The organism is Polynucleobacter sp. MWH-UH23A (assembly GCF_040409805.1).
Classification (GTDB): domain Bacteria; phylum Pseudomonadota; class Gammaproteobacteria; order Burkholderiales; family Burkholderiaceae; genus Polynucleobacter.
This window is the reverse complement of the sequence record NZ_CP099572.1, coordinates 769336-795163: the sequence shown is the minus strand read 5'-3', so window position 1 is coordinate 795163 and position 25828 is coordinate 769336. Positions and strand designations below refer to the sequence as shown.

General features: G+C 42.9%; 29 protein-coding genes and 1 tRNA gene. 18 read left to right on the top strand and 12 right to left on the bottom strand.

Annotation, left to right across the window (positions count from 1 at the left end):
* Window positions 1-64: 64 nt before the first annotated feature.
* Window positions 65-1000: a 3-hydroxyacyl-CoA dehydrogenase NAD-binding domain-containing protein gene (locus NHB35_RS04260; RefSeq protein ID WP_353433160.1), complete on the top strand. Its 936-nt coding sequence runs from the start codon at window positions 65-67 to the stop codon at window positions 998-1000.
* Here the strand turns inward: NHB35_RS04260 and NHB35_RS04255 are convergent.
* The gene (locus tag NHB35_RS04255) at window positions 987-2132 is read right to left on the bottom strand and encodes an enolase C-terminal domain-like protein (protein WP_353433159.1); all 1146 of its coding nucleotides are present in this window, start codon (window positions 2130-2132) and stop codon (window positions 987-989) included. The genes NHB35_RS04260 and NHB35_RS04255 overlap by 14 nt on opposite strands.
* 62 nt (window positions 2133-2194) lie before the next feature.
* On the opposite strand from NHB35_RS04255, the gene NHB35_RS04250 reads away from it, so the two are divergent.
* From NHB35_RS04250 to NHB35_RS04235, 4 genes are read left to right on the top strand one after another with little or no spacing between them, the layout of a single operon-like run.
* The gene (locus NHB35_RS04250) at window positions 2195-3157 is read left to right on the top strand and encodes a tripartite tricarboxylate transporter substrate binding protein (protein ID WP_353433158.1); all 963 of its coding nucleotides are present in this window, start codon (window positions 2195-2197) and stop codon (window positions 3155-3157) included.
* 27 nt (window positions 3158-3184) lie between these two features.
* Window positions 3185-4732 carry an altronate dehydratase family protein gene (locus NHB35_RS04245; protein ID WP_353433157.1) on the top strand — a complete coding sequence of 516 codons (1548 nt, stop codon included), beginning with the start codon at window positions 3185-3187 and terminating at the stop codon, window positions 4730-4732.
* 60 nt (window positions 4733-4792) lie between these two features.
* A complete protein-coding gene (locus NHB35_RS04240; protein ID WP_353433156.1) occupies window positions 4793-5773 on the top strand; it encodes a DnaJ C-terminal domain-containing protein in 981 nt (326 codons plus the stop codon).
* A 4-nt stretch (window positions 5774-5777) separates the two neighbouring features.
* Window positions 5778-6098, top strand: a complete 321-nt coding sequence (locus NHB35_RS04235) for a chaperone modulator CbpM (protein WP_353433155.1) — start codon at window positions 5778-5780, stop codon at window positions 6096-6098.
* 4 nt (window positions 6099-6102) lie between these two features.
* Here the strand turns inward: NHB35_RS04235 and NHB35_RS04230 are convergent, their stop codons facing one another.
* A complete protein-coding gene (locus tag NHB35_RS04230; RefSeq protein WP_353433154.1) occupies window positions 6103-8025 on the bottom strand; it encodes an ATP-binding cassette domain-containing protein in 1923 nt (640 codons plus the stop codon).
* A gap of 67 nt (window positions 8026-8092) precedes the next feature.
* On the opposite strand from NHB35_RS04230, the gene NHB35_RS04225 reads away from it, so the two are divergent.
* Window positions 8093-8689 (top strand): AAA family ATPase, encoded by a 597-nt coding sequence (locus tag NHB35_RS04225; protein WP_353433153.1) that lies wholly within the window; start codon window positions 8093-8095, stop codon window positions 8687-8689.
* 48 nt (window positions 8690-8737) lie between these two features.
* Here NHB35_RS04225 and NHB35_RS04220 read toward each other — a convergent pair whose 3' ends face one another.
* From NHB35_RS04220 to NHB35_RS04205, 4 genes are all read right to left on the bottom strand, one after another.
* The gene (locus NHB35_RS04220) at window positions 8738-9364 is read right to left on the bottom strand and encodes an OmpW family outer membrane protein (RefSeq protein ID WP_353433152.1); all 627 of its coding nucleotides are present in this window, start codon (window positions 9362-9364) and stop codon (window positions 8738-8740) included.
* Window positions 9365-9531: 167 nt separating this feature from the next.
* Complete coding sequence (gene hemN, locus NHB35_RS04215) at window positions 9532-10947, bottom strand: oxygen-independent coproporphyrinogen III oxidase (protein WP_353433151.1); 1416 nt, start codon at window positions 10945-10947, stop codon at window positions 9532-9534.
* 6 nt (window positions 10948-10953) lie between these two features.
* Window positions 10954-12582, bottom strand: coding sequence for an NAD(P)/FAD-dependent oxidoreductase (locus NHB35_RS04210; RefSeq protein ID WP_353433150.1), 1629 nt, complete (start codon window positions 12580-12582; stop codon window positions 10954-10956).
* A 27-nt stretch (window positions 12583-12609) separates the two neighbouring features.
* Window positions 12610-13596: a tripartite tricarboxylate transporter substrate binding protein gene (locus tag NHB35_RS04205; protein WP_353433149.1), complete on the bottom strand. Its 987-nt coding sequence runs from the start codon at window positions 13594-13596 to the stop codon at window positions 12610-12612.
* 78 nt (window positions 13597-13674) lie between these two features.
* Between NHB35_RS04205 and NHB35_RS04200 the strand changes: the two genes are divergently transcribed.
* Together NHB35_RS04200 and NHB35_RS04195 are read left to right on the top strand one after the other, a co-directional pair.
* Window positions 13675-14223 (top strand): YaeQ family protein, encoded by a 549-nt coding sequence (locus tag NHB35_RS04200; RefSeq protein WP_353433148.1) that lies wholly within the window; start codon window positions 13675-13677, stop codon window positions 14221-14223.
* A gap of 17 nt (window positions 14224-14240) precedes the next feature.
* Entirely contained in the window at window positions 14241-14651 is a 411-nt protein-coding gene (locus tag NHB35_RS04195; RefSeq protein ID WP_353433147.1) for a putative toxin-antitoxin system toxin component, PIN family, read from the top strand.
* A 16-nt stretch (window positions 14652-14667) separates the two neighbouring features.
* Here NHB35_RS04195 and NHB35_RS04190 read toward each other — a convergent pair whose 3' ends face one another.
* Complete coding sequence (locus NHB35_RS04190; protein WP_353433146.1) at window positions 14668-15666, bottom strand: LLM class flavin-dependent oxidoreductase; 999 nt, start codon at window positions 15664-15666, stop codon at window positions 14668-14670.
* Between the two features lie 29 nt (window positions 15667-15695).
* Here NHB35_RS04190 and NHB35_RS04185 point away from each other — a divergent pair, with 29 nt between their 5' ends.
* The 4 genes from NHB35_RS04185 (at window position 15696) to NHB35_RS04170 (ending at window position 16900) form a co-directional block, all read left to right on the top strand.
* Window positions 15696-15917: a hypothetical protein gene (locus NHB35_RS04185; protein WP_353433145.1), complete on the top strand. Its 222-nt coding sequence runs from the start codon at window positions 15696-15698 to the stop codon at window positions 15915-15917.
* A gap of 12 nt (window positions 15918-15929) precedes the next feature.
* Window positions 15930-16130, top strand: a complete 201-nt coding sequence (locus NHB35_RS04180) for a SlyX family protein (RefSeq protein ID WP_353433144.1) — start codon at window positions 15930-15932, stop codon at window positions 16128-16130.
* A gap of 68 nt (window positions 16131-16198) precedes the next feature.
* A complete protein-coding gene (locus NHB35_RS04175) occupies window positions 16199-16546 on the top strand; it encodes a phage holin family protein (protein WP_353433143.1) in 348 nt (115 codons plus the stop codon).
* A 12-nt stretch (window positions 16547-16558) separates the two neighbouring features.
* Window positions 16559-16900 (top strand): zinc ribbon domain-containing protein YjdM, encoded by a 342-nt coding sequence (locus tag NHB35_RS04170; RefSeq protein ID WP_353433142.1) that lies wholly within the window; start codon window positions 16559-16561, stop codon window positions 16898-16900.
* 22 nt (window positions 16901-16922) lie between these two features.
* On the opposite strand, the gene NHB35_RS04165 is transcribed toward NHB35_RS04170, so the two are convergent.
* Entirely contained in the window at window positions 16923-17141 is a 219-nt protein-coding gene (locus NHB35_RS04165; RefSeq protein ID WP_353433141.1) for a DUF465 domain-containing protein, read from the bottom strand.
* A gap of 223 nt (window positions 17142-17364) precedes the next feature.
* On the opposite strand from NHB35_RS04165, the gene NHB35_RS04160 reads away from it, so the two are divergent.
* The gene (locus tag NHB35_RS04160; protein WP_353433140.1) at window positions 17365-18171 is read left to right on the top strand and encodes a hypothetical protein; all 807 of its coding nucleotides are present in this window, start codon (window positions 17365-17367) and stop codon (window positions 18169-18171) included.
* Between the two features lie 20 nt (window positions 18172-18191).
* On the opposite strand, the gene NHB35_RS04155 is transcribed toward NHB35_RS04160, so the two are convergent.
* Window positions 18192-18455, bottom strand: coding sequence for a hypothetical protein (locus NHB35_RS04155; RefSeq protein ID WP_353433139.1), 264 nt, complete (start codon window positions 18453-18455; stop codon window positions 18192-18194).
* Window positions 18456-18601: 146 nt separating this feature from the next.
* Here NHB35_RS04155 and NHB35_RS04150 point away from each other — a divergent pair, with 146 nt between their 5' ends.
* The 3 genes from NHB35_RS04150 to NHB35_RS04140 all read left to right on the top strand — a co-directional run bounded on the left by NHB35_RS04150 (window position 18602) and on the right by NHB35_RS04140 (window position 22400).
* Window positions 18602-19831 carry a site-specific integrase gene (locus tag NHB35_RS04150; RefSeq protein WP_353433138.1) on the top strand — a complete coding sequence of 410 codons (1230 nt, stop codon included), beginning with the start codon at window positions 18602-18604 and terminating at the stop codon, window positions 19829-19831.
* A 20-nt stretch (window positions 19832-19851) separates the two neighbouring features.
* Window positions 19852-20370: a hypothetical protein gene (locus NHB35_RS04145; protein ID WP_353433137.1), complete on the top strand. Its 519-nt coding sequence runs from the start codon at window positions 19852-19854 to the stop codon at window positions 20368-20370.
* A gap of 626 nt (window positions 20371-20996) precedes the next feature.
* The gene (locus NHB35_RS04140) at window positions 20997-22400 is read left to right on the top strand and encodes a hypothetical protein (RefSeq protein WP_353433136.1); all 1404 of its coding nucleotides are present in this window, start codon (window positions 20997-20999) and stop codon (window positions 22398-22400) included.
* Window positions 22401-22494: 94 nt separating this feature from the next.
* Here the strand turns inward: NHB35_RS04140 and NHB35_RS04135 are convergent, their stop codons facing one another.
* Both NHB35_RS04135 and NHB35_RS04130 read right to left on the bottom strand, forming a co-directional pair.
* Window positions 22495-22884: a surface-adhesin E family protein gene (locus NHB35_RS04135; RefSeq protein WP_353433135.1), complete on the bottom strand. Its 390-nt coding sequence runs from the start codon at window positions 22882-22884 to the stop codon at window positions 22495-22497.
* 411 nt (window positions 22885-23295) lie between these two features.
* Complete coding sequence (locus tag NHB35_RS04130; protein WP_353433134.1) at window positions 23296-23787, bottom strand: hypothetical protein; 492 nt, start codon at window positions 23785-23787, stop codon at window positions 23296-23298.
* A gap of 102 nt (window positions 23788-23889) precedes the next feature.
* Between NHB35_RS04130 and NHB35_RS04125 the strand changes: the two genes are divergently transcribed.
* A complete protein-coding gene (locus NHB35_RS04125; RefSeq protein WP_353433133.1) occupies window positions 23890-24564 on the top strand; it encodes a hypothetical protein in 675 nt (224 codons plus the stop codon).
* A 12-nt stretch (window positions 24565-24576) separates the two neighbouring features.
* Complete coding sequence (locus NHB35_RS04120) at window positions 24577-24867, top strand: DUF6804 family protein (protein ID WP_353433132.1); 291 nt, start codon at window positions 24577-24579, stop codon at window positions 24865-24867.
* Between the two features lie 852 nt (window positions 24868-25719).
* On the opposite strand, the gene NHB35_RS04115 is transcribed toward NHB35_RS04120, so the two are convergent.
* Window positions 25720-25809 (bottom strand) — tRNA-Ser (locus tag NHB35_RS04115).
* Window positions 25810-25828: the final 19 nt, after the last annotated feature.

The following is a 25828-nucleotide window of genomic DNA, read 5'->3' as shown; positions in this document are numbered from 1 at the left end:
TTACATAATTATTGACTCGTCACCATCTAATCAAATTATTACTTAACCGTATAGGTTTAAAAATATGAAATCTGTAGTCGTTGTTGGAACCGGAATCATGGGCGCAGGCATTGCCGCTGGATTTTTAGCTCATAGCGTCCCTGTAGTCATCTTAGGAAGAAGTAATGAGAAAGCGGAGGCCTGTCTTGATAAGGCCCTCGCCCTTGCAAAGAAAATTGGCGTGGAAGGAGATAATGCCACCAAAGATCAAGCTGACATCAAGAAGCAGCAAGTCGTTGGAATACTTGAGGAATACCAGGGGTGGAATGATTGTATGTGGGTCATTGAAACCGTCGCAGAGAACCTTGTTTTAAAGCAAGAAGTTTTCAAATACTTAGACCAAGTAGTTCCAACAAATATTCCTATTGGAAGTAATAGCTCTGGGTTCCCAATCAGCAAAATTGCAGAAGGCTTAAAAACAGCTAACCGTATGATGGGTGCGCACTACTTTATGCCTGCTGAAGTGGTGCCATTAGTTGAAATTGTCATGGGCCAAAAGACAGACATTCAATACGCCGAGCAAGCGTGCGAACTCTATAGATCAGTAGACAAAAAACCAGTTCTGGTGAAAAAAGATATTCCAGGATTTTTGGCTAACCGCATTCAACACGCTTTGATGAGAGAGGCTTTATCTCTCGTACAGGAAGGCATCGCAACCCCGGAAGATATCGACGATGCGGTACGTTATAGCTTTGGATTTCGTTATGCTGCGGTCGGTCCAATGACGCAGAAAGAAATTTCAGGTTGGGATGGCATGGCCAATGCGGCGAAAGAAATTTACCCGTCCCTATCCAACATCACCACCTTGCCCCCAAAAGTTGTACAACTCATGGCCGACGGAAAAACTGGCATGAAAGCGGGTGAAGGATTTCGTAAGTGGAGCCCCGAAGAAATTGCCCAGGTATCGGACTCTTATTCACGCAGATTAAAAGCTGCGTTTGATGTTCTTAATATTGAATAGCCGAATAGCCTTGAGCCACAGCATCTTTCACGCGATCAATATTGGGGGTAATGCCAACACCAACAGCATTCATTTGGGCGCAGTCCAAATGCCCCTGATTTGCTCGCAACGGCTTATCACAAATATCAAACTGCAAATATTGATTTGACATGCTAAATCCCCAGGGAACTTCGCCTAAGGCAAAGCCAATTGAGGCGGTTGCCGCACCTGATAAGGATGTTTCTGCGACTTTGCACGCTAAATTTAGCTTGAAACTGTTTGCACGCAATGTCTGGGCACAAATCCATGCTCCCAGAACTCCACCAGTTTTGATTAATTTAAGGCTTGCACCATCAAAAGCTTTTGCGTTAATAAAGCTTTCAATCTCTTCTTTGCCATGGATAGACTCATCCAAGGCAATGGGGATTGCGGATTGCTTCTTAAGCAATACAAAATCTTCTAATGAAGAATTCGCATTAATCAATTGCTCTGCGAAAGATAAATTTTTAGCTTCTGTAGACTCACAAAAGCGAATTGCATCTGCCAAAGGCATGGCGCCATTAGCATCCACTGATACCACGTCGCCCTTTAGCAACTCAGACAATACCTTTACACGATGCAAATCTTCATCTAAAGATAAAAGGCCAATCTTGATTTTCCAATGCTTAAATCCAGCTTGGCGAAATGTTTTTGCGTCTGCAATCTCTTTATCTAAAGTGCCACCAAGCATTCTTAATAATGGAATGTCTTTCGGACTTACTGGGGCGCTTTCATTGCTTAGGGACTGCAGGTATTTCCATAAAGGTATTGATTTCTTTTGCGTGTACAAATCAAGCAACGCCATTTCCAAGCAAGACTTTGCTGATGGATTGCCATACAGGATCGTATCAAGTTGGCCAGCGAAAGCCTTGGGCTCGGTCCACTCTGTTAAGCGCATTCTTTCTGTCAAGTATTTAATGCTGGCAAATAAACTATCAAGGGTCTCACCCGTCATCAGTGGCGCAACCGACGCCTCACCCCAACCTTGGAGGCCATCTTCATCAGCCAAACAAACCAACACAGTTTTGGCATCTGTGATGACTTCCTTGGCCATCTTGATTGGCTCAATCAATGGGATGGATAACGGAAAAATGAGAGCCTGAGTAATCTTCATATTAAAAAATTAACCAACACATTAAAAGAAAAGATTAAGAAAATAATTAAGGAGAACATTACATGAGAAAAGTATTTTTAGCATTGTCGCTTATCAGTATTTGCTTTACCTTAAATGCGCAAGCTCAAAGCTATCCCTCTCAGCCGATTAAATTGGTTATTCCATTCGCAGCAGGAGGCCCTTCTGATGTTCTAGCTCGAGGCTTTGCGCCAAAGCTTGGTGAGAATCTTGGGCAGCCTATCATTATTGAAAATAAACCAGGTGCTGGCGCCAACTTAGCAGCAGAGTATGTTGCAAACTCCAAACCTGATGGATACACGCTTTTCTTGATGATGGTAGGCACCCAGGCTATTAATGAAACGCTTTATAAAAAACTAAATTACAACCTCGTTAAAGATTTTTCACCAGTCTCATTGGTTGCTTCTTCCTCGTTGTTATTTGTAGCCAATCCCTCGGCACCGTTTAAAACTATCCCAGAGCTGATTGCTTATGCAAAGGCAAATCCGAATAAGGTTAGCTTTGCCTCTTCGGGTGCAGGCACCCCATTGCATCTTGGTGGCGAGCTCTTTAATACGCAAGCAGGAACCGACATCCTGCATGTTCCTTATAAAGGCGCAGCACCAGCACTTACCGATGTACTGGGCGGGCAAATTGAAACTGCCTTGGTTGGCACACCCGCAGCACTCCCTTACGTTCGTTCAGGAAAATTAATTCCGCTTGGAATCACCAGCCTCAAGCGCTCACCAAATGCACCTGAAATTCCAGCAATTTCTGAATTTCTACCTAAGTTTGAAGTTGAGTTGGTATACGCAATTGTTGCCCCTGCTAATACCCCAAAGGCAATTATTGACAAACTCAATTCGCAGTTAAATACAGTTTTAAATAACCCAGAGATTAAAAGCCAAATTAACGGCAAAGGTTTTGAGATTGTCACCAGCACCCCTAGTCAGCTAGGTGATTACATCAAATCTGAGGTCGCTAAATGGGGTCCAATTGTCAAGAAATCTGGCGCTACGGCAGAATAATTACATTCCTTTACTAGAAAGCATTCCATGATTGAAATCTCTGAAAAAAAATTAGCCGGCCCAATCATCCGTCTACATCCGAATGACAACATTGTTGTTGCTCGAATAGACGTGGGCATTGGCACTGAAGTACCTAGCGAGAACTTCACCAGTCGTAGCCAAGTACCTGCAGGCTACAAAATTGCTGCGAAGAAGATTCTTAAGGGTGAGCCCATTCTTAAATATAACGTTACTGTAGGTTTTGCTAATACGGATATTGAACCTGGGACTATGGTTCATAGTCACAATACTGAGTTCCGTGAATTTGATCGCGATTATGCGCATGCTAGCGAATACAAACCCACTCAAATGCTTCCCGAGTCTGAGCGCGCAACCTTCCAGGGCTATGTCCGATCAAATGGCAAGGTGGGTACACGTAACTTCATCGGTATTTTGTCGACAGTTAACTGCTCCGCCACCGTAGTAAACAAAATCGCCGCTTATTTCACACCAGAACGTTTAAAAGATTTTCCCAATGTTGATGGTGTTGTTGCGTTCAGTCATAGCATCGGCTGTGGAATGGAAATGAGCGGTGAGCCGATGCAATTGCTTCGTCGCACCATGGCCGGATATGCTCGCCACCCCAATCTTGCGGCCGCCTTAATTGTGGGTCTTGGTTGCGAACGTAATCAACTAAAAGGTTTAATGGAACAAGAGGATCTTAAAGAGGGATCTAACTTGCATACCTTCATCATGCAAGAGTCCGGCGGAACACGCAAAACGATTGAAGCTGGTATCGAAGCAGTTAAAGCGTTGTTACCTGAAGCCAATAAAGCAAACCGACAAACTGTATCCGCAAGTCACCTCATAGTAGGTCTTCAGTGCGGGGGTTCGGATGGCTTTTCCTCCATTACAGCTAACCCCGCACTAGGCGCAGCGATTGATATCCTCTCTCGCCATGGTGGCACCGGTATTTTGTCTGAGACCCCCGAGATTTATGGGGTTGAGCACACCCTCACTCGGCGCGCTGCAAGCAAAGAAATTGGCGAAAAGTTGATAAAACGTATTCGTTGGTGGAAAGATGAATATTCCGTTGGTCGCGATGTGCAGATTAACGGCCAAGTAAGTCCAGGAAATCAAATTGGTGGACTAGCTAATATTTTTGAGAAATCATTAGGCTCCTCCATGAAAGGTGGAACTGGTCCGTTAATGGAAGTGTACAAATATGCAGAGCCAGTTACCACCAAAGGCTTTGTGTTTATGGACACCCCTGGATTTGATCCTGTATCTGCAACCGGTCAAATTGCTGGTGGAGCAAATCTCGTTGCCTTTACTACTGGTCGTGGCTCCATGTTTGGATCCAAACCCGCACCTTGCATTAAATTGGCTACAAATACCCCTATGTATCAGCGTCTAACTGAAGATATGGATATTAACTGTGGGGAAATTTTGGACGGAACAATCTCTGTCCAAGAGATGGGGCAGCGCATCTTCGAACTATTCCTTAGAACGGCGTCTGGAGAACGATCTAAGAGCGAGCTTTTAGGTCTAGGAGACTATGAATTTGTGCCTTGGCAAATTGGCGTAATGAGCTAATACGCCTGTAGAATTAATCCATTAATGCAGTATCAATTGGTTAAGGATTAACACAGGCATATGAAATTTAGGGATTATTACGAAACCCTCGGTCTTGCCCGCACAGCCACCGAGGCAGAAATCAAATCGGCCTATCGCAAGATGGCTCGCAAGTATCACCCAGACGTCAATAAAGAGGCTGGTGCCGAAGAAAAATTCAAAGAAATTGGCGAAGCCTACGCCGTATTAAAAGACACAGAGAAGCGGGCGGCTTACGATCGCTTTGGCGCCAACTGGAAAAATGGTCAGGACTTCACTCCCCCGCCTGACTGGAATGAAGGCTTTGAATATTCCGACGGCGGCTTTGGCGGTAGCCACCCAGGATATGGCGGTGGGTTTGAGGGTAATCAAAGCGAATTTTTTGAATCCCTATTTGGCAGAGGCAGGCACCGACAGGGTGGTAAAGGTAGCCATACACGCCAAGGCATGAATTTCAAAGGGCAAGATCATCACGCCAAAATTTTGATTGATCTTGCTGATGCGTATAACGGCGCTAAGCGAACTATTGCCCTACACATGCCAACTATGGATGCAAGCGGTCACGTGATAACGCAAGAACGCAAACTGGATGTCAGCATCCCCAAAGGAATTAAAGCAGGTCAGAATCTCAGGCTTTCTGGACAAGGTGGCCCAAGCGTTGGTCAAGGGCCTGCAGGCGATCTTTATCTTGAAATTGATTTTCATGCGGACCCTATTTATCGCATTGATGGAAAAGATGTCTTTATCGATATCCCTCTTGCGCCATGGGAAGCTGCTCTCGGAACTACTGTCAATTTTCCAACTCCTGCTGGATCAACATTGGAACTCAAAATACCGGCAGGCACTGTGGCCGGGCGAAAAATGCGCCTTAAGGGCAAAGGTATACCAAGCGCAGAACCTGGCGACCTATATGTAGTCCCGACTATCGCACTGCCGCCCGCCGATACCGATGCTCGTAAAGAGGCGTATCAAAACTTTGAGAAGGCTTTTGATTTCAACCCTAGAACCCATTTGAAGGGATGATGCCATGACACAAACAAATACAAGCAATATCACCTGGATTGAAGGTAGCGTTGTCGAGTACGAAGTACATATGAGTATTGTTGAGCTCTCACATGCATCACGGACCCCAGAAGATTTAATTATGACTTGGGTAACCGAAGGAGTATTGAGCCCTACCGGCTCGTCACCAGAAGACTGGCGTTTTAGTGGTGATTCTTTACGTAGAGCAAAGACTGCCGCTCACCTTACCCATGATCTTGAATTAAATGTTCCGGGCGTTGCTCTAGCACTTGATCTGCTCGATGAAATTGCGCAGTTACGCGCACAACTTCATCGCGGTGACTAATCCCCTAAGATTCTGAGCGGCTCAACAAAGCTTCCCAGCGCTGCAACTTTTGATCTAGCTGCTCAGTAATCTCGCTCAAGCGCGCCTGCATGCTAGCGGCTAATTCTGGCTCGTTTTTATATAAATCAGGATTGCTCATCGCAATACCGATGTCTGCCTGCTCAGCCTCCAACTCTTCAATAAGGGCAGGCAACCCCTCCAGCTCTTGCCGTTCTTTGCCATTAAGCTTCTGTACGTTATTTTTAACGACTGTCTTAAGCGTCGCGGTTGGTGTCGGAGACAATGCAGATTCTTGCTTTGTAGAAACTTTTTGCCTTTGGTTATCAGTACGCAACTGTTCTGAACGGGCTTTCTGAATTTTCCAGTCTTCATAGCCACCCTCATACTCACGCCAAAAGCCATCACCTTCATGGGCGATGATGCTAGTGACCACATTATCTAGAAAATATCGATCATGACTTACCAAGAAAACAGTTCCTTTGTAGTCTTGTAGTAACTGCTCTAGCAAATCGAGGGTATCAATATCTAAATCGTTGGTTGGTTCATCCAAAACCAGCACATTCGCTGGCCTTGCAAATAGACGAGCTAACAAAAGACGGTTGCGCTCCCCACCAGACAATGTACCCACCGGAGAATTAGTTCTCTCTGGCGCGAATAAGAAATCACTCAAGTAACTTTTAACGTGTTTCTTATTGCCATTAATTTCAATCCATTCGCTGCCAGGACTAATATAGTCCTCTAGTGATGCATTGAGGTTAAGACCTTCGCGCATCTGGTCAAAGTAAGCAACCTCAATACGGGTACCCATAGTTGCAGAACCAGAATCTGGTGCGATTGTTCCTAAAATTAATTTCAGCAAAGTTGTTTTGCCAGCACCATTTGGACCAAGCAAACCAACCTTATCGCCACGCAATATTGTGGCCGTAAAGTCTTTCACAATCGGTCTGTCATAAGACTTGCTGACATTTTGTAACTCAGCAACAATCTTGCCGCTTCGCTCACCAGCAGAAACAGCAAGCTTAACCTGTCCCATCGCATCTCTTCGCTCAGCGCGACTAGCACGCAGTTTTTCCAAGCGAGCAATGCGGGCTACGCTGCGAGTACGCCTTGCCTCAACGCCCTTCCGAATCCAAATCTCTTCTTGTGCCAAGAGCTTGTCAGCTCTAGCGTTAGCCAAAGATTCAGCATTCAACTCCTGCTCTTTAAGCACTTCATATTGCGTGAAGTTTCCGGGGTAACTTCGCAAAATTCCACGATCAAGCTCTACTATCTGCGTGCAAACATTATCTAAAAATGCTCGATCGTGCGTAATCAGAATCACAGAGCCTTGATATTCTTTCAGAAGCTCTTCTAGCCACGCAATTGAATCTAAATCTAAGTGGTTGGTTGGCTCATCCAACAATAGAACATCCGGAACTTCAACCAATGCTCTAGCAAGTGCTACTCGTTTTTTTGTACCGCCAGACAAATTACTAATTTTGACTTCGGCATCTAAATGCAAACGATCTAGAGTTTCGTGAACACGCTGCTCCCAGTTCCAACCACTTAGCGCTTCAAGTTTGGACTGAACCTCATCCAAGCGATGATGAGCAGCATCGTCCCATTCGCCGACGCTAAGAGCCTCATACTCCTCACGCAAAGCTTTTGCTTCGGCAACCCCCTTAGAAACCGCCTCAAAGACTGTTTCTTCTGCCTCAAATATGGGCTCTTGAGGAACATAGGCAATACGAAGCCCTTGCTGATATTGCAAGAGCCCGTCATCCATTTTTTCTATGCCAGCAAGGATCTTCAATAAAGAGGATTTGCCAGTGCCATTGCGGCCGATTAAGCCAACGCGTTCGCCTGATTCGAGCGAAAAAGCGGTATTTGCTAGGAGATCTACATGGCCAAAAGCCAGTTTTGCATCAGTTAGTACGATTAAAGCCATGGCGACATTATCGTCACTTCAGAGAAACAGAAGAAATTTCTCTCGATTTCTGCGAGACTAATGACAAATGGTCTGTAAACTCACCCCCTCTACCCCCAGCCTCATCCTTTTTGCAGGTCATGCCGGCACTGGGAAATCAACGCTAGCCAAAAAAGCACTACCGCTCATCATCGAAAGGACTGGGGAAGACTTTTTCTTTTTAGATAAAGACACGGTTTATGGCGCCTTTAGCGCCCATGTGATGGAACTAACAACCCAGAACCCAAATGATCGTGATAGCCCCTACTACTTAGAAAATCTAAGGGATTGGGAGTACCATGGCTTAATCGACATTGCTCGAGAGAATCTATTGCTAGGCGTGAACGTCATCCTCGTGGGGCCATTTTCAAAAGAGATTCAAAGTGGGCGCATGTTTGACCCCAAAGCACTCGGAATACCAAATCAAACCAAGATTTCTATTGCTTGGATTGATCTTGAAGAAGGCAAAGCAAAAACTCGAATGGAGAAGCGCAACGACCCTCGAGATCAATGGAAACTGGCCCATTGGCATGAATATGTCAAACGTAGGATTGATCCGCCCCAGCATCAATCGATTCAGCGTTTTGACAATCTGAATTTTGATCAGATGAAGTTTGAGCAGCTAATTAATCATTTGATCAAATAAAAATAGGACCCCTAGGGGCCCCATTTCAAGATACTAAGAGCTGAATTCTTAGAACTTGTAAGTCACACCAACTGCAGGCATCCAAGGATTCAAAGTAAGTTTGCCAGCATTCGCGCCACCAGCAACATACTGCACATTAGTTGCCATAGTTGCATATTTCAGATCAATGTTAGCACCCCAATTTTTGTCAAACATGTAGTCTGCGCCGATTTGACCCACAAAGCCCACGCTCGATGGCTCAACCTGCACTGCATTGCTATAAGCAGGGAAATTTTGACGATTGCCAAAAATGGTGTAGTTAATACCTGCGCCCACATATGGCTTAAATGCACCCAAATCAGTAAAGTGATATTGCAATAAGAGAGACGGTGGAAGTGCACTTATTTTTCCAGCCTGCGTTGATGCGTTATTAATAGTGACTTGCTGCGGATAGGTAAGCACGAGCTCAGTAGCGATATTCTTGGTGAAGAAATATGTCACATCAAATTCAGGAATCCATTCATTTTTAGCCTTTAGGTTTTGAGTCTGGGCAATACCAGTTTGACCGTTATTCCAAAGAAGGTCCACGGCACGCACACGAACCATCCATGGATTCTCATTTGCTTGAGCATGTGCTGCGATTGGGGCTAAGGATGCAACTGTAGCGATTGCTGCCACTAGTGATTTAAGACGCATGATGATTCCCTTTTTGTTATCAATTTCGATGGATTCATTTTGAAATTGATACGCTTGGGGGAATTTGATTTACATCAAACGATTATGTGTCGAGATTTTTTTAATGGTTTAAAAGCAACATTGTTTTCCTACTTGTTTGATCTAGATCAAATTGACTGTGGTTTACCCTAAAGCACTTTTGAATACGTGCCTTTAGCATGCGATTCCCTAAGGTGTCGATCGAAAGTCATCGCAACACGTCTTGCTAGCAAGCGTCCTTTGATGGGCACGTAAATCCCTTCATCACGCCACTCTAATAGACCGGCTTTTTCTAGATCTTTAAGCTCATCTATCTCTGTTTTGAAGTAAGTGTTGAAGTCGATCTTATGTTCGTCTGCAAAGCGCTTCGTATCTAGATTGAATTGACACATCAACTCGCCGATCAATTCACGGCGCAATAAATCATCTTGATCTAAGTGCAAACCTCTTAATACTGGAAGGTGGCCAGAATCCAACGCAGCATAGTACTCATCTAAAGTGCGCACATTCTGAGAGTAACAGTCATCCACCTTGCCAATAGAAGAGATTCCAAAAGCTAAGAGGTCGCATTCTGCTTGGGTTGAATAGCCTTGAAAATTGCGATGCAATTTACCCTCTTTTTGCGCTATTGCCAATTCATCATTGGGTTTAGCAAAGTGATCCATACCAATAAATTGGTAACCAGCCTCACCCAACCTCTCGATGGTGTTGGATAGGATATCCAACTTAGCTGCAGCTGGTGGAAGATCAGCTTCTGCAATACGACGCTGTGGCTTAAAGATGTGGGGTAAATGAGCGTAGTTGTAAACCGAGAGTCGATCCGGATTCATCTTTAGCACCGCATCAACAGTTTCTTTAAACGTCTCAGGGGTTTGCTTAGGTAAGCCATAAATCAAATCAACACTGCGTGATTTAAAGCCATACTTACGCGACCAATCCATTACAGCCTGGGTTTCTTCGATGGTTTGAACGCGATGCACCGCTTCTTGTACTGCTAAATTGAAATCCTGTACACCCAAGCTAATGCGATTAAAACCCAAGTCAGCTAAAAGCTTGATATCTTCTTCTGACACCCTTCTCGGATCAATCTCAATGGAATATTCGCCATCTGGCAATAAATCGAAGTGCTGGCGAGTGTGCTGCATTAACTCGATCATCTCTTCATGAGATAAAAAGGTAGGCGTGCCCCCACCCCAATGTAGCTGAGTAATTGGAATTTTTTTATGGACATCCATGGCATCACAAACCATGGCCATCTCTTTAGCCAAATACTTAATGTACTTAGCACTTCTACCGTGATCTTTTGTGATGATCTTGTTGCAACCGCAGTAGTAGCAAATATTGGGGCAAAACGGTAAATGAAAATACAGCGATAAAGGCTCGTTAATATTTGCTACTCGCTTGAGAGCCCCTAGATAATCTTTTTCTGAGAATTCATGATGGAAGCGATCAGCGCTTGGATAGGATGTGTAGCGCGGTCCATTAATGTCGAATTTTTGAAGCAACTCAGGATGAAACAAGACTTCTTTTTCTTGTGTATTTTCTTGAGTTACCGTGGAGCTCATGTTGACTTAATGATGGGTGGTTTCTTGCGATAAATAGTCTAGTGCGACTGCTTCTGCTACTTTAATCCCATCCACACCAGCAGACAAGATTCCGCCAGCATAACCAGCGCCCTCTCCAGCGGGATAGAGCCCTTTGATATTAAGGCTTTGGAAATTAGGTCCACGGGTAATGCGTAATGGAGAGGAAGTTCTAGTCTCAACACCAGTCAATACCGCATCTTTCATAGAAAATCCTTTAATTTGTTTTTCAAATGCAGGTAATGCCTCTCGAATTGCCTCAATCGCGTATGGCGGTAAAGCTTGAGCCAAATCCGTTAAATGAACTCCAGGCTTATATGACGGAATGACGCTACCAAACTCGGTCGAGGGTTTGCCTTCAATAAAATCTCCAACCAATTGGCCTGGCGCCTCATAGGTTCCGCCACCTAACTCAAATGCTTTAGATTCTAATTGGCGCTGAAACTCAATACCCGCAAGCGGGCCACCTGGATAGTCCTCTGGTGTAATGCCAACCACAATTCCAGCATTTGCATTGCGCTCATTGCGAGAATACTGACTCATGCCATTCGTTACTACGCGGTTAGGTTCCGATGCGGCCGCCACCACCGTACCCCCTGGACACATACAGAAACTATAGACAGAGCGCCCATTCTTAGCATGGTGGACTAACTTATAGTCAGCAGCGCCAATTAATTCATTTCCGGCATGAGGGCCTAAACGCGCTCTATCAATGAGGGATTGTGGATGTTCAATACGGAAACCAACTGAAAATGGTTTCGCCTCCATGAAAACACCGGCATCATACAATGCTTTAAATGTATCGCGTGCGCTATGGCCCAAAGCCAAAACAACATGACTAGCGGGCAAATCTGGGTGCCCCTCAATCTTGACGCCAGTGATTTGCTCATTTTGAATATCAAAACCAATCACTTTCTGCGAAAAGCGGATTTCACCGCCTAAATCAATAATTTCTTGGCGAATCTTTTCTACCATCCCCACTAAACGGAAGGTACCAATATGTGGTTTAGCAACATACTGAATTTCTGGAGGAGCTCCCGCTTTCACAAACTCATGAATAACCTTGCGCCCATAAAACTTAGGATCCTTAATTTGGCTGTAGAGCTTACCGTCAGAGAAAGTTCCTGCGCCACCCTCACCAAACTGCACATTGGACTCTGGATTTAGAATCTTTTTACGCCACAAGGCCCAAGTATCTTGAGTGCGCTCACGAACCTGCTTGCCACGTTCGAGCACAATCGGCTTAAAACCCATTTGCGCTAGCACCAAAGCGGCAAAGATTCCACATGGGCCAAATCCAATCACTATGGGACGCAGTGCTTTACCTGTGTCAATAGATGCAGGTGCTTTTGCTACAAAGTGATAGCTGGTATCCGGTGATGGGCGAATGTGAGCATCGTTTACAAATTTCTTTAAGACATCCTCTTCGTTCTTCACCGAGACATCGACGGTATAAATAAAAGCAAGCGAGACATTTTTGCGAGCATCATAGCTACGCTTAAAGATCTCAAATGAAATGAATTCTTTTGCAGTTAAGCCTAACCTCTTTAATATTGCAGCCTCCAAAGACTCTGGGGCATGATCGATAGGCAATCGCAGTTCAGTAATTCGAATCATGGGGCTTAACTATTCACCGTATTGAGCTTATTCAGGCTTTGCTCCAGATGCTTTTACAACCTTTGCCATACGAACATAATCCCCAACCAATAACTGATTGAATTCGCCGGGAGTCAAACGGCCAATCTCAATGCCTTGGCGCTTCATTCTTTCAATGATGTCTGGTTGCTTCAATATCTTGCTCATTTGGGATTGCATTTTGGTAATAATTTCCTGCGGAGTGCCCGCTGGTGCCAGCAAACCGAACCAGCTATCAAAAACATAACCCTTCACGGTATTCCCAATGGGTGGAACACCCGGAACAAATGGAGACGGCTTCTCTGAAGAGACCCCCAAAAACCGAATGCGCGAATCATATGCAAATGGCAAAGCGGCGACGTTTGCCGCAATGACTGCTTGAGCACGTCCTGCCAATAATTCTGCAATAGCATCGCCAGTGCCCTTCGTTGGGATATGCACCAACTGAATCCCAGCCATACTATCAAAGTAAGCCATAGCCAAATGCGAGGCACTACCATTTCCGGCGCTGGCATAGTTGTACTGCCCAGGATTTGCCTTTGCCAAGGAAATGAATTCCGCAACTGACTTTGCAGGGAACTCTGAGTTCGTCATCATCACATAACTACTCGTACCAATATAGGCTACCCCAGTAAAGTCTTTAATTGGGTCAAAGCTCAGTTTGTTGAAGAGACTTCCGTTGATATTGTGACTAGCTGCTGCCATTAAGAATGTATATCCATCAGGATTGGATTTGGCAACGATACCAGTTCCAACAGTGCCCCCTGCTCCTGCTTTGTTTTCCACAATTACAGCTTCACCTAAAACGGCGCCAAGCTCATTCGAAAATGATCGGGCTAGTGCATCCTGAACGCTACCCGGAGAAAAAGGAACAATGATTTTGATAGGCTTACTTGGCCAATTTTCAGCAGATTTGGCTGCGGGACTAAAAAGAGCAGATACGCCAAGCAGAAGTATCGCTACTATGCGAATTCTCCAAGTTAAGTTGGCGATCATATGGACTCCAAAGGTCGGGTAAATTCCTAAAATGATACGGCAATCTGGGCTTGATTGATTTAAAGGCGATAATGCCGCATGGCTCTTCGCGCAACTATCCATAAAGCCGACCTTCACGTCGCAGATTCAGACCGCCACTACTACGGCAGTCACTCCCTCACCATTGCTAAACATCCCTCGGAAACAGATGAGCGGATGATGATCAGAGTCATCGCTTTTGCCCTACAAGCCCATGAAGATTTGGTATTTACCAAAGGCTTGAGTGATACCGATGAACCCGATCTTTGGATCAAGGATCTAACTGATCAAATCAAACTGTGGATTGAAGTAGGTCAACCAGATGAACGCCGCATCCTCAAAGCCTGTGGTCGCGCAGATCAAGTCATTGTGTATTGCTATGGTGGACAAACTAGCAAAATCTGGTGGGATGGTATTGCGAATAAATTAACCCGCGCTCGTAATCTGCAAGTGATTGCCATACCTGCTGAACAATCGCAGGAACTAAACAGGCTGGTTGAACGCAGCATGGTGTTACATGTCAATATTCAAGACAGTGAAGTCTACGTCTCCTCAGATCTAGGTCAAGTGACGATCACCCCAGAAGTATGGCGTAATCAGCAAGATTAATTTTTTAAATTAATTTGATGAAGACTGTTATTTTTGACACCAATGTATTGCTAGACATATTTGTCTTTAACGATTTTCGGGCAATTCATATTAGGGCGGCTTTAGTAGATAAGCAAATTAATGCCTTAGCCACTCCAAAAACGATTGAGGAATTTGCAGATGTTATTTCCAGACCCCTCTTTTCCCTGGATCAATCCACCCAGGGGCAAATACTGAATGAATGGCGCAAATTAGCCGCCATCATCGAAGATGAAACACTCATCAGCGCACCGTGGAAATGCCAAGACCCAGACGATCAGGTATTTTTAGACCTCGCCCACACTTCAAAACCCTGTGTACTACTAAGTAAAGATAATGAACTTCTCAAGCTAGCCAAAAAGGCTGCCGTAGAGAGCATTCTCATTAGCGCTGATTACAGCACTGTCTGAATTTACGCTTTTATTCCTAAAGACCCTGAGCTGCTTGAGCCGCAATCTCAAATGATTTGAGTCGTGCTTGATGATCAAAGATTTGACCTGTGAATAGAATCTCATCTGCACCTGTGCGCTCTAACCATGTGCGCATTCCCTTGCGAATTGTTTCTAGCGAACCCACCAATGAGCACTGCAGAGTATGAGCCGCTGCTGCTTGTTCATGAGGATCGCAAAAATCATCTAGATCCTCAATCGGTGGCGGTAGTTGACCTCTGGTATTACGACGCATGCGCACCACATTCTGCTGCAAGGTTGTAAACAGATGCTGCGCCTCTTCATCGGTATCAGCTGCAACGACATTCATCACAAATGCGGAGTATGGTTTTGCCAATTGCTCCGAAGGCTTAAATAAGTCTCTATAAATCGACATTGCTTCCAATAAATGATCTGGTGCAAAGTGGGATGCAAAGGCGTAAGGCAGGCCAAAATGCGCGGCTAGCTGAGCACCATAGAGACTGGACCCCAAAATCCAAATAGGTACATTGGTATTGGCTCCTGGAATTGCCTTTACTGACTGCCCTTCTTGAATGGGGCCAAAATAATGTTGCAATTCACGAACATCTTGAGGAAAGCGATCATCACTTCCTAATAAATCACGGCGCAATGCTCTAGCGGTCATTTGATCTGTGCCAGGCGCCCTGCCTAAGCCCAACTCTATGCGGCCAGGATATAAAGACTCAAGCGTGCCAAACTGCTCAGCAATCACTAAAGGTGCGTGATTGGGCAGCATTACGCCGCCAGATCCAACTTTGATACTTTTAGTCCCGCCTGCAATATAGCCCACCAACACAGCAGTAGCCGAACTGGCATTACCAGTCATATTGTGATGCTCAGCTACCCAGTAGCGCGTGTAGCCCCACCGCTCTGCATGCTGTGCCACATCTAGGGAGTTACGTAAAGCATCAGCCGCGGTAAATCCCTGTGGTATCGGAGATATATCTAGAATAGAGTACGGAACAGAATTTGCCATCACCAAATCATACCGAGAAAGTGCGTTTTATGAGTAAACCCAAAATGGCTGATCCAGATGATGGAATCTTTAAGCCTGGAGCAAAGTTGCGACACATAAAGACTGGTGGTTTTTATAAAGTTCTTTTGCTCGCCAATGTGGAGGCTACTCTTGAGCCTGCATATGTCTATGAATCTATGCAATCCCATGATTTTTGGATTAGACCAAAAGTAGAGATGGAAGATGGTCGCTTTGAACTCATCTCAGAATAAATAAGGCAAGCAATGACAGAAGATCGCATCACCAACCTTGAAATCAAGCTCAGCTTTACCGAAGATCTCATTGAAAAACTCAATGAGACCGTCTACAAACAACAGCAGCAAATTGAATTTCTCTATAGAGAGCTCAAAGCCATCAAAGAACAGGCTAGCTCTAGTGGCTCAGGCGGCATCAGTCTTAAAGATGAAATTCCGCCGCATTATTGATACGACTGATACCATATTGCTACGTCACTTAAAGAAGTTATTAATAACCAATATCAAAGGAGTCCTAAATGGGCAACCTCACACTGTTTTTAGTCCAATGGGGCCTAACCTCTCTCTCCCTTTGGGTGGCAAGCTATATTTTCAGTGGCCTGAAGTTTGCTGATGGCGGCTCTCTATTAATTGCAGCTTTACTATTAGGTTTTGCCAACGCGGTAGTGAAGCCTTTACTCATTTTGTTCACACTCCCTCTGACAGTATTAACCATGGGTTTGTTCTTGCTGGTGGTAAACGCTTTGGTGTTAATGCTCGTATCGGCCTTGGTAAGCGGTTTTACGATTTCCAGTTTCTGGACGGCTTTTTTTGCCAGCATCTTTATTTCCATATTCAGCCTCTTTGTAAGCGGCCTTCTCTTTTAATTACTCCGATCTATGAGTACAGATAGCCTTCCGAAGTGTCCTGCTTGCCAAGAGGACATGACTTATCCCGATGGCGATAACTATGTTTGCGCTCAGTGCGGGCATGAATGGCCTATGGCAGTAGTCGAGGAAGAAGATATTGGCTTAATCGTTAAAGACGCAAATGGCAATTTACTAGCTGATGGAGACACTGTCACACTGATCAAAGACCTCAAAGTCAAAGGCTCCTCCACTACCCTAAAAGTAGGTACTAAGATTAAAGGTATTAGATTGGTCTCAGGGGACCATGAGGTAGATTGCAAAACAGAAGCAGGCAATATGCTCTTAAAAGCCTGCTTCTTAAAGAAGGCTTAATGCCCTCATTTTTATAGGGCAATTAGGCGGCGCTGGCCTTCTTGAGCACTGCGTAGATTTGATCCTTCAAAAGCAGCTTTTCCTTTTTCAAGGTTTCAATTTCTTCTGGGGTACTCGGCTCCTTATGATCTTCCATCCGAAGAATCTTGGCATCTAGTTTATTGTGCTTATCAAATAAATGAGAAAAGTGACGGTCGGTAGTTTTAAGCTTAGTAATTAATTCACGATACTCCGGAAACATAGAATCTCCCATTTAAAAGTAATGAAAACAAATTGTGTCATGTATCTAGAAAATCTATAAACCCACCACACAGTTTTAGTGTATCAACCTCAACTCCGAAGAACAATACATTCAGAAATATTTCTTAAGGTCATTGGTTTTGAATGATTAATTTGCAGTAGTATTGATAAATTAATACCAATAAATACACACTTTAATTACCAAACCATAAGGGCAACACATCATGGCCACAAAGAAGGCGACAACAAAAAAGAAAGTGGCTACCAAAGCGGTGAAAAAGTCTCCCGCCAAGAAGGTTACTAAAAAGACTGTTGCTAAAAAAGCGGTAAAGAGGCCAGCAGCAAAGAAGGCTGTGATCAAGAAACCGACGTCTAAAAAGCCAGCGGTGAAAAAATCTACTGCGAAAACAAGCAAGAAGATCGCAAATAAGTCACCTAAAGTAGATCAATATGGACTAGAAAAAGATGATGAGTTTTATGGTCTCTACTTTGCTAAATCTACTAAAAAGGGATTGGTTGAAGTGAAGCCCTGCACTTTCTCACTCATGTATTGGTGGAAAGGATTACTCGGCTATCCAGACATGATCGAGATTTCGAAGAACAGCAATACTGCCATGTTGCAATTTGAATCAACATTTGGCGGGGGAGATTCTGGTGAAACAGAATTAACTGAACAGGATGTATTGGATATCGACCATATCATTGAAGTAGATGAAGAGGAAATGCTGGTATCGCTCTACTCTTATGTTCCCATTCCAATCCCTAATAAGGTATTGGGGGCTATTGAGCTTTCAGTTCTCAACATTAATCCTGAAACACGTTATGGCAGCCTAGAGATTTGCACCACTGAAAATGAAGATGGTGAAACGGAGCACTTCTTGCGCTACCGTGCAGCTACTTACTTACGAGGCATTAAATCTGGCAAGGTGGAAGCCATTGAAAACATGGTCACTAATGGCTCAGAATTCTTTGGCCTTGCTTTAGATGCGATGTGCGTCAACAAATCCATCAAAAAGTGGTTATTAAGCTAGCCCTCTAGCTTAAAACAAATTTATCTACAGAGATAGTTGTAGGTCATTGGAAAGCGATCATTGATCGTTTTCCGACTATCAATAATCGTGACGCTACGCTTTCCTAATTTCTTGCATTCTGCAAGAGCAACTTCTTGAGCCTCTTCTTCTTTGGAATCCTTAGGAGCATGCACGCCAATAGTCCCATCAGATTGCTGATACACTCCAAAACGGCTTGGTGGAGTTGAGCATGCGCTAATAGCAACCGCAAGCAGAGTGAGAATGAAATAGCGTGAGAAATTCATATTGAATTCCTAAGGTGAAATTAAGAATATGGCGGAGAGGGAGGGATACTCTGCTAAAAGTCTTTTTAGCCTTATAAACATTATATTCCTTGACTTTACAAATCATGCGTAGTACAAAAATGTAGTACAAAACTATATTTTTAACCATGTCAAATCACATACTACTACAACGCAAATGCTGGTATGCACGCTTAGTTATCCCCGCAGAGCTCAGAGACCACTATAACGGCAAGAGAGAGCTTAAACAAACGCTGCAAACTTCCGATAAGAAAGTAGCAGAACTAAAAGCGATGAAGCTGGTAGGCGACTGGAAGCTACAGTTTTCAGCCCTAAGAGGTAGCCCAACAGGGACTCAAGCGTTGGCAGCATCCATACTTCCTCATCCCGAGGGAAAAATTAATCCCGACACAGGCATGAGCGACAAAGACTATGCACTTGAAGCTACAGCTGATTCATTACCAGACAGTCAAAAGCATGCTTACTATGCAATTGCCACACGAAGAGAAATTCCCACCCTGCTCTATTTAGATAAATTTCTAAAGCAATGGATGGTTGAACCAAAGACGAAAGATATGGCTAAAACTGCCATCAAAAGAGTCGCAGACACCTTTACCACCTTAGAAATGATATCGACACCCCTCATCTATGAAATGATTGATGAGGATGGAAATAGCAAGGCTACCAAGGAAAAGAACTATGGTTTTGTGAGGCAATACTTTAAATATCTCAAGAGAATGCAAATAATTGCTCCTGATAAACCAAACCCATTTGAAGGGTTAGATTTCAAATCCTCAAATAAACAAGTTAAGATAGCAAACAAGAGGATTTCTTTTAAGAGTAATGAGGTCAAGCAGTTAATCAAAGCTGCTGAAGAAAAAGACGATGAGCGCTTAACTCAAATTATCAACTTGGCTGCCTATACCGGCGCAAGGATTGAGGAGTTATGTAGCCTTAAGACTTCTGATGTTATTTCTGTCGATAGGGTTAAATGCCTCAAAATTACAGATGCAAAAACTGAAGCAGGCAATAGAGAAGTGCCAATACACCCTTCTATTTCAAAGTTAGTAGATAAATTGGCTAAGGAATCAAAGGATGGATACCTACTATCAGGGCTTACCTTTAATAAATATAACGACCGCAGCAATGCAATCGGCAAAAGATTTGGAAATCTAAAGAAAAAACTTGGGTTTGGCAGAACGCATGTATTCCATTGCTTCAGAAACACGGTAGCAACTCAATTAGAGAATGCGGGGGTACCCGAAGGAGTGGCGGCAGATATAGTTGGTCATGAAAAAAAGACAATGACCTATGGTCTGTATTCAGGTGGCACCAATACAAAAACCAAATATGAAGCGGTAAAAAAGATTAAGTACTAACACACAAACAGGAAACTTCCATGCTTAGATTAAGCAACCTTATGAATGCTGTTTTATTCACCTTATTGTTAAATGCTGCGTCTCAAGCATCAGCAAACTGCTACAAAGACTCCATCCTCTCTCCGACGCCATTCATGGGAAATAACGATGAAATTTTTAAGCTCGCAAGTGGTGGAATATGGCAAGTCAAATACGAATATGAGTATTTGTATGAATATTATCCTAATGTAGTAATTTGCCCGAGCGCTGGAAAACTCTTAATTAACGGCAAAAAACTTAATGTACAACAAGTGTCATCTGGGGGGTCTACAAGGCCCTCTGGTGACATTATTGAATCCTCTATTAATGGAGAATTCAAAGGCTGGGAAGGTGAATCCATCTATGCCCTCATGAATGGTCAAGTTTGGCAACAAGCAACCTATTACTACTACTACCATTATGCATACGCCCCAAAAGTCTTAATCTACCAAAACGGTGGTGCATTTTTTATGCAGGTTCAGGGAGTTAAACAAGCGGTACAGGTTCGCCGACTAAGATAGAGAATGAGGTATTAACTTTACTATTTCCAATCTGCTAAGGGTGATTTAACCCATCAAAAGGAGTTATTTCATGAGCACCAAGACTTTCATGGAGCAGATAGAGGCTGCTGAAACCCCTGCAAACATAACAAATGATTGCACAATGTCATTTGAACATCATAAAGAGCGCTTAAACCCTGTTATATAGCATTTAAAGCAATCCTCATTCCAGCCAGATATTCAGTCCTATGTAACTTTGGACGCAAGGATTTATTAGGATAAGTCCTACTGGTTAGAACTTCATGCGAAGTATTCGGATACGGAAATGGAGATATTCCTGCACCGTCATCATAGAGAACTTGATGAAGCCATAAAGTATCTAAAAAGTCTGAATCAACTGACTGGAGACTTGATTGACCTCATGAAACGACATTCCCTTAGAAGTCCCGTGGAGAATAAATAATGGATTTAAAAGATATTAGTGGACTTATCACAATGCTTGGATTAATAAGTCTTGGCATCTGGACCATTACATCTAGCTTTGAAAGAGCACAGAAGGAGTCAAGTGGAGAGCAAATCAACAATTTATTACCCTGCTTTTATTTAGAGGGATAAACTTTGCAATTATTTATGCTGTGGCGATTAACTTGGCAGAGAATCATAAGTATTTTTTTTCTTGCGATTCCTGTACTTATAGTAGATGGTCTATACATAAATCATCTTGGCAAAAAAGATTAATTTATCGTGCATGTATAGCTAAAAAGCACCCTAAACTGTGTTTAATTAAAGGTAATTATTCACTACTTTTCATGACAAAAAGAGACCGCTTCTTTAATCCACTTAGACAGGCTAAAACAGCCTCAGCAAAGACTTTAATTGCTGATGTAATCAATCAAATGCAGAATTATGAGCGTCATTTAGGACTAAGAAAGAGGTCACGAAAAAAGAGAGATTTAGAGATATTTAATAGGCAAATTGAAGCCATTATTTGTGAAGCAGTTCATCGACACTTAACTGGAGCTGATAAACGAATTGCTATAAGCCTGTCAAATCGACATCTAAGTCGCAAAGACTCTGAATCGTCTATTTTGAACAATACTTTATCTCAAAATATCAAGAATTTAGCAACTCCAGAGATGGCTTTTTTAGAGGTTCAGGCAGGCAATCAAAAGACTGGTGAGGTGACCTCATTCTGGGCTGGAAAACGCCTCAAAACTCGCATTAACGAACGCAAACTTACCTATTTAGACCTTACATTAGAGAAATCTAAAAATGTACTTGAATTGCGAGCAGAAAAAGTAAATGGTCAAGCAAAAGGTAGGTTAATTAAATATCCTGAAACAGAATTAGCAACTCAGTACAGAGATGAAATGGAGCAAATTAATGCCTTTTTAAGAAGCGCTGATATTTGCTATCACGGCGACAAGGACATCGATGACTCAAGAATTGAATTAAAGTGTATATTTAATAACGGCAGCTTTGAGCAAGGCGGACGAGTTTATGGAGGATTTTGGATTTCAATGAAGTCTGAAGACATCAGAGACATCACAATTGATGACGAATGGGTCGTTAGTCTTGATTATGGGCAGATGGCTGTCAGACTTGCATACAGCCTTGCTAAAGCACCGATAACCTTTGATGATGGCTACCTAATACCCAATTGGGAGAAAGCCAGAGAAGCCACTAAGAAGCTCATAAATGTGATGCTAAATTCAACCTCATCAAATGAGTGGACAATGCCCAAGAAGATTCAAAAGCTTTACCCTTACCGAGAGAATATAGAGCAACATTTAATTGCTGATATTTACTCTTTTCATAAACCTATTACTAAACTCTTTGGCAAAACAAATGGAATGAAGTTTATGTTCATGGAAAGTGAGATATTGGTTGATGTTCTGCTTAGGCTAAATAGCAAAGGAATAGTTGCCCTACCTATACACGACTGCATCTTGGTTAAGGAGTCTGCTAAGAATATTGCTAAAGAAGTAATGCTTAAAGCCTTTAAAGAACATACCAACTTAGACGCTACAGTCGCTATAGAAGCTCTATAGGATGTGCACTTAATTAACTATCTATATACATATAGATATAACTTAGTCACCTTAGTCTCCCTATAGAGGGGTTCATAAGCCACCGAATCTACCTTTATTTACAAGCAATCATCATGTATAACTCTGGCGGACTATTGGGAGCCGGGGGCTGATACAAAGCAGGCACACTCAAATTTCCTATAACAACACCTTCGCCCATGGGTTTAGAGTAATAGTAGGTGATACCGATCCTGTATTTTTGTTGCTTGCAATCAAACTCCAAAAGACTGGCAGTAGACCATACGGATTGACCTTCGTAGATAGTTGGAGTTTTTCTATTTAATAGCAACCATAACGAAGCCTGATTAGGTCCCATCTTCTTAATTCTAGTCCGGTCAATATAGTGAGCCGCTTCAGTACCGGTGAGTCCTTCGACCTCCTCCCAACCAGCTGCATGCAAGTAGCAGGAATAAATTAGCAAGTAAAGGCATATAAGTTTTTTCATAATTAATAAATAAGTCGGTGCTTCTCCAAATTCTTTCCATCCTTAACTAACATACAGATATAGGAACGTTCATTCCATCTCTCGTGAATATAGTTCGCATGGGAAATTGCATAATCTCGACATTGAGCCAGTCCTATAGTAGAGCCGATGTATTTTTCATCGGCAGAGTCTCCGTCAGAAACATTCCGCCAATAATAGACATCATAGTTAGCTTTTTTCTCAACATAACTGCATGAGAATTTAGATGCGTACTTATCGCAACCTGACTCATTGCCTATAAAGTTCGTGTATACAAAATAAAAACCAGCTATCCAAAGGACTGCCTTTAATGCATCAGACACTAGTTGCCTTAACGTTTGGAAACATAATATTCATTACCATCTTTTTTGGACTCAATCTCGCAAGAAATGTCTATCTATTCCTATAGTAATAATTGCCTCTTGAGTCTGTGCCATATACAGCATTAGGAGTGGTTGTTTGATTCCATGAATTACCATTGCTTGCAGTGCCTTGTGTATATGTCTGATTCCCATATGTGTTGCTGTTTTGACTCCAGCTGTTACCCGTATTTGCGTTATATCCCTGCATTTGAGTGGTATTGCCATACTTCTGGACATTGTAGGAATTCCCACTTTGGGAGTCATAGCAGTTATAGGAATTTGCTGTTCCATAGCAATTAGCATTTGCAAACGCTGCGGCAGAAGAGAGAAATAACCCAGCAAATATTTGATTAATTTTCATATTCATAAACGACCCCCTTTGAGAAATGGCTGTTTGACTTGAGTTTAGATTGTGATACTGTTTAATGATGAAATCTATAGTCATTTCCCTAATTACAAGCTTTTTATTGGTTACAGCAGCATTCTCAGCTTCAGAGCCCATAAAAATGAGTAAATCAGGCATTTGCCATGCCCCTGATACCACCTATTACAAGCAAACTAAGAATTTCACGCCATATCCGACCATGCAAGCCTGCCTTAATGCAGGCGGAAGAAAGCCAAAAAAATGAAAAGAGTAGTGCCGATGCTAATCCTGCTTATTAGTCTGATATCGAGCTCTGCTGCTTCCCCCACGGAGGACATGTATGGCACATATAAAGTCTCATTTCAGCCTGTGACAGTCCAAGGCAATCCGCAATTCTGCCTACTCAATTTCACATCAATCATTAAAAGCAGCGCTTATGAAAGGGACGCCAATTATTCGGTTAGCGGGTCGCTTGGAATGGGTATCACCGAAAACAGGTCAAATATCATTGTTTCCCTAAAGGTTGTTAACTATAAAATTAACCCAATACAGCCCAGAGCCAAGGCAATCCCAAAAAGACCTTACTTTGCATATTTGGTAGCGCCAAGCGGGGTAAATAATAGCAAGGGATACTTAGGGGGTGAGCCGTCAGAATCTCCTGGTGGACTAACCTCTGGTTTTAATTTCGATGATGCAGCAATGGAGATATTTACACAAATCATAGATTCCAAGAAAGTATCAGTTGCATTTAACCTTGGCAAGGGGGGGATGGATATCCTCGCACCACTTGACCTAACAGTTTCAGATGTTAATGATGCAGGGATTCGCATTAAAAATAATAATGCTGTTACTGATTTCAAAAAATGTATGGTTCCGATATTGCGAGAAGCCTCGCAAAATATGGAGCGCCTAGATAAGCAAGCCACATCCAAATAATTTGCGCAGGAAATGTCTGAAATGCATAAGATACTTAGTGGAATAGCTTTCTTAGCAATACTTCCTCTCCCATACAAATTCTATTTGATTGTGAGAGTGCTCATATGTTTTGGTGGCGTCTACTTGGCATATGCAAGTTGGAGCACCCTTTCTAAGTCAAACAAGGCAATACTCATTGCAATAGCTTTTTTATTCAACCCACTTATACCCATCCATCTAACAAAAATTGTTTGGATACTTATTGATATAGCTACTTGCTACTACCTTTTCTTTTTTAATAAATGGAAGCAGCACCCTTGTTAATTAAACCCTACGGTTTAAATAGCACTTCTTTTCAATTATTCAGAAACTTCATAAGGGAAATCTAATGGGAAATATATTCGGCTGGGCTTTGGGGTTCGCCTCTGTTGCGGCTTGGCTTACCCATATTATTTACTGCTTTGGACATAATGCTTGGGGATTTCTTGTAGCGGGCGCAATATTTTTCCCAATTGGAATTCTCCATGGAATCTATCTTTGGTTCGTGTAGCACGCATAAATCGAAAGCCCTGGTTGATTGATTATTGATGGCTTTTATTTATCGAAGCAGAACCTCTCCATAGTGCGCTTAAAGAATTACACGCTCTTCAATATTTCAGCCTTTTTAGCGTCGTAGTCTTTTTGACCGATTAACCCCTTTTTAAGCATTTGATAAGCTCTTCAAGCTTTACAGATGGGCTATTTTGTATTGCTTGGACTATTGCAACCCTTGGCGGACAGCCTTTAATACAAATGTCATAGTTATCATTACATTGCTTTTGAGCAACAACAGGAAAAAACTTAAAACCGCTAGTACAAGTAGCAAGCGTTTCCGAGCAGTTCTTGGCACATGAAATCTCAACCTGAGAGGGGTCTGATTGAGGAGGCGTTGCACAACCAAACATCAACACCGCAATTAGCGCTAGTGCCGCCCTTTTAAAGTTGGCATTTTGCAAAGACGCTAAGATGCTTATTGATTTCGAAACCAATATTACCCCACCCCCCACCAAGCTGGTCTCGGCAAGAGCAAATATAAGGGAGTTTATAAATTAGGGAGAAATTGTTGTACAAAATTGTAGTACAAAATACATCGCCAATAATCCTATAAGTAATTGTTTTATAAGGATATTTTATATATGGCGGAGAGGGAGGGATTCGAACCCTCGATAGGTTTTACCCTACGCCGCATTTCGAGTGCGGTACATTCAACCACTCTGCCACCTCTCCGAACCGAAAGGAAATTATA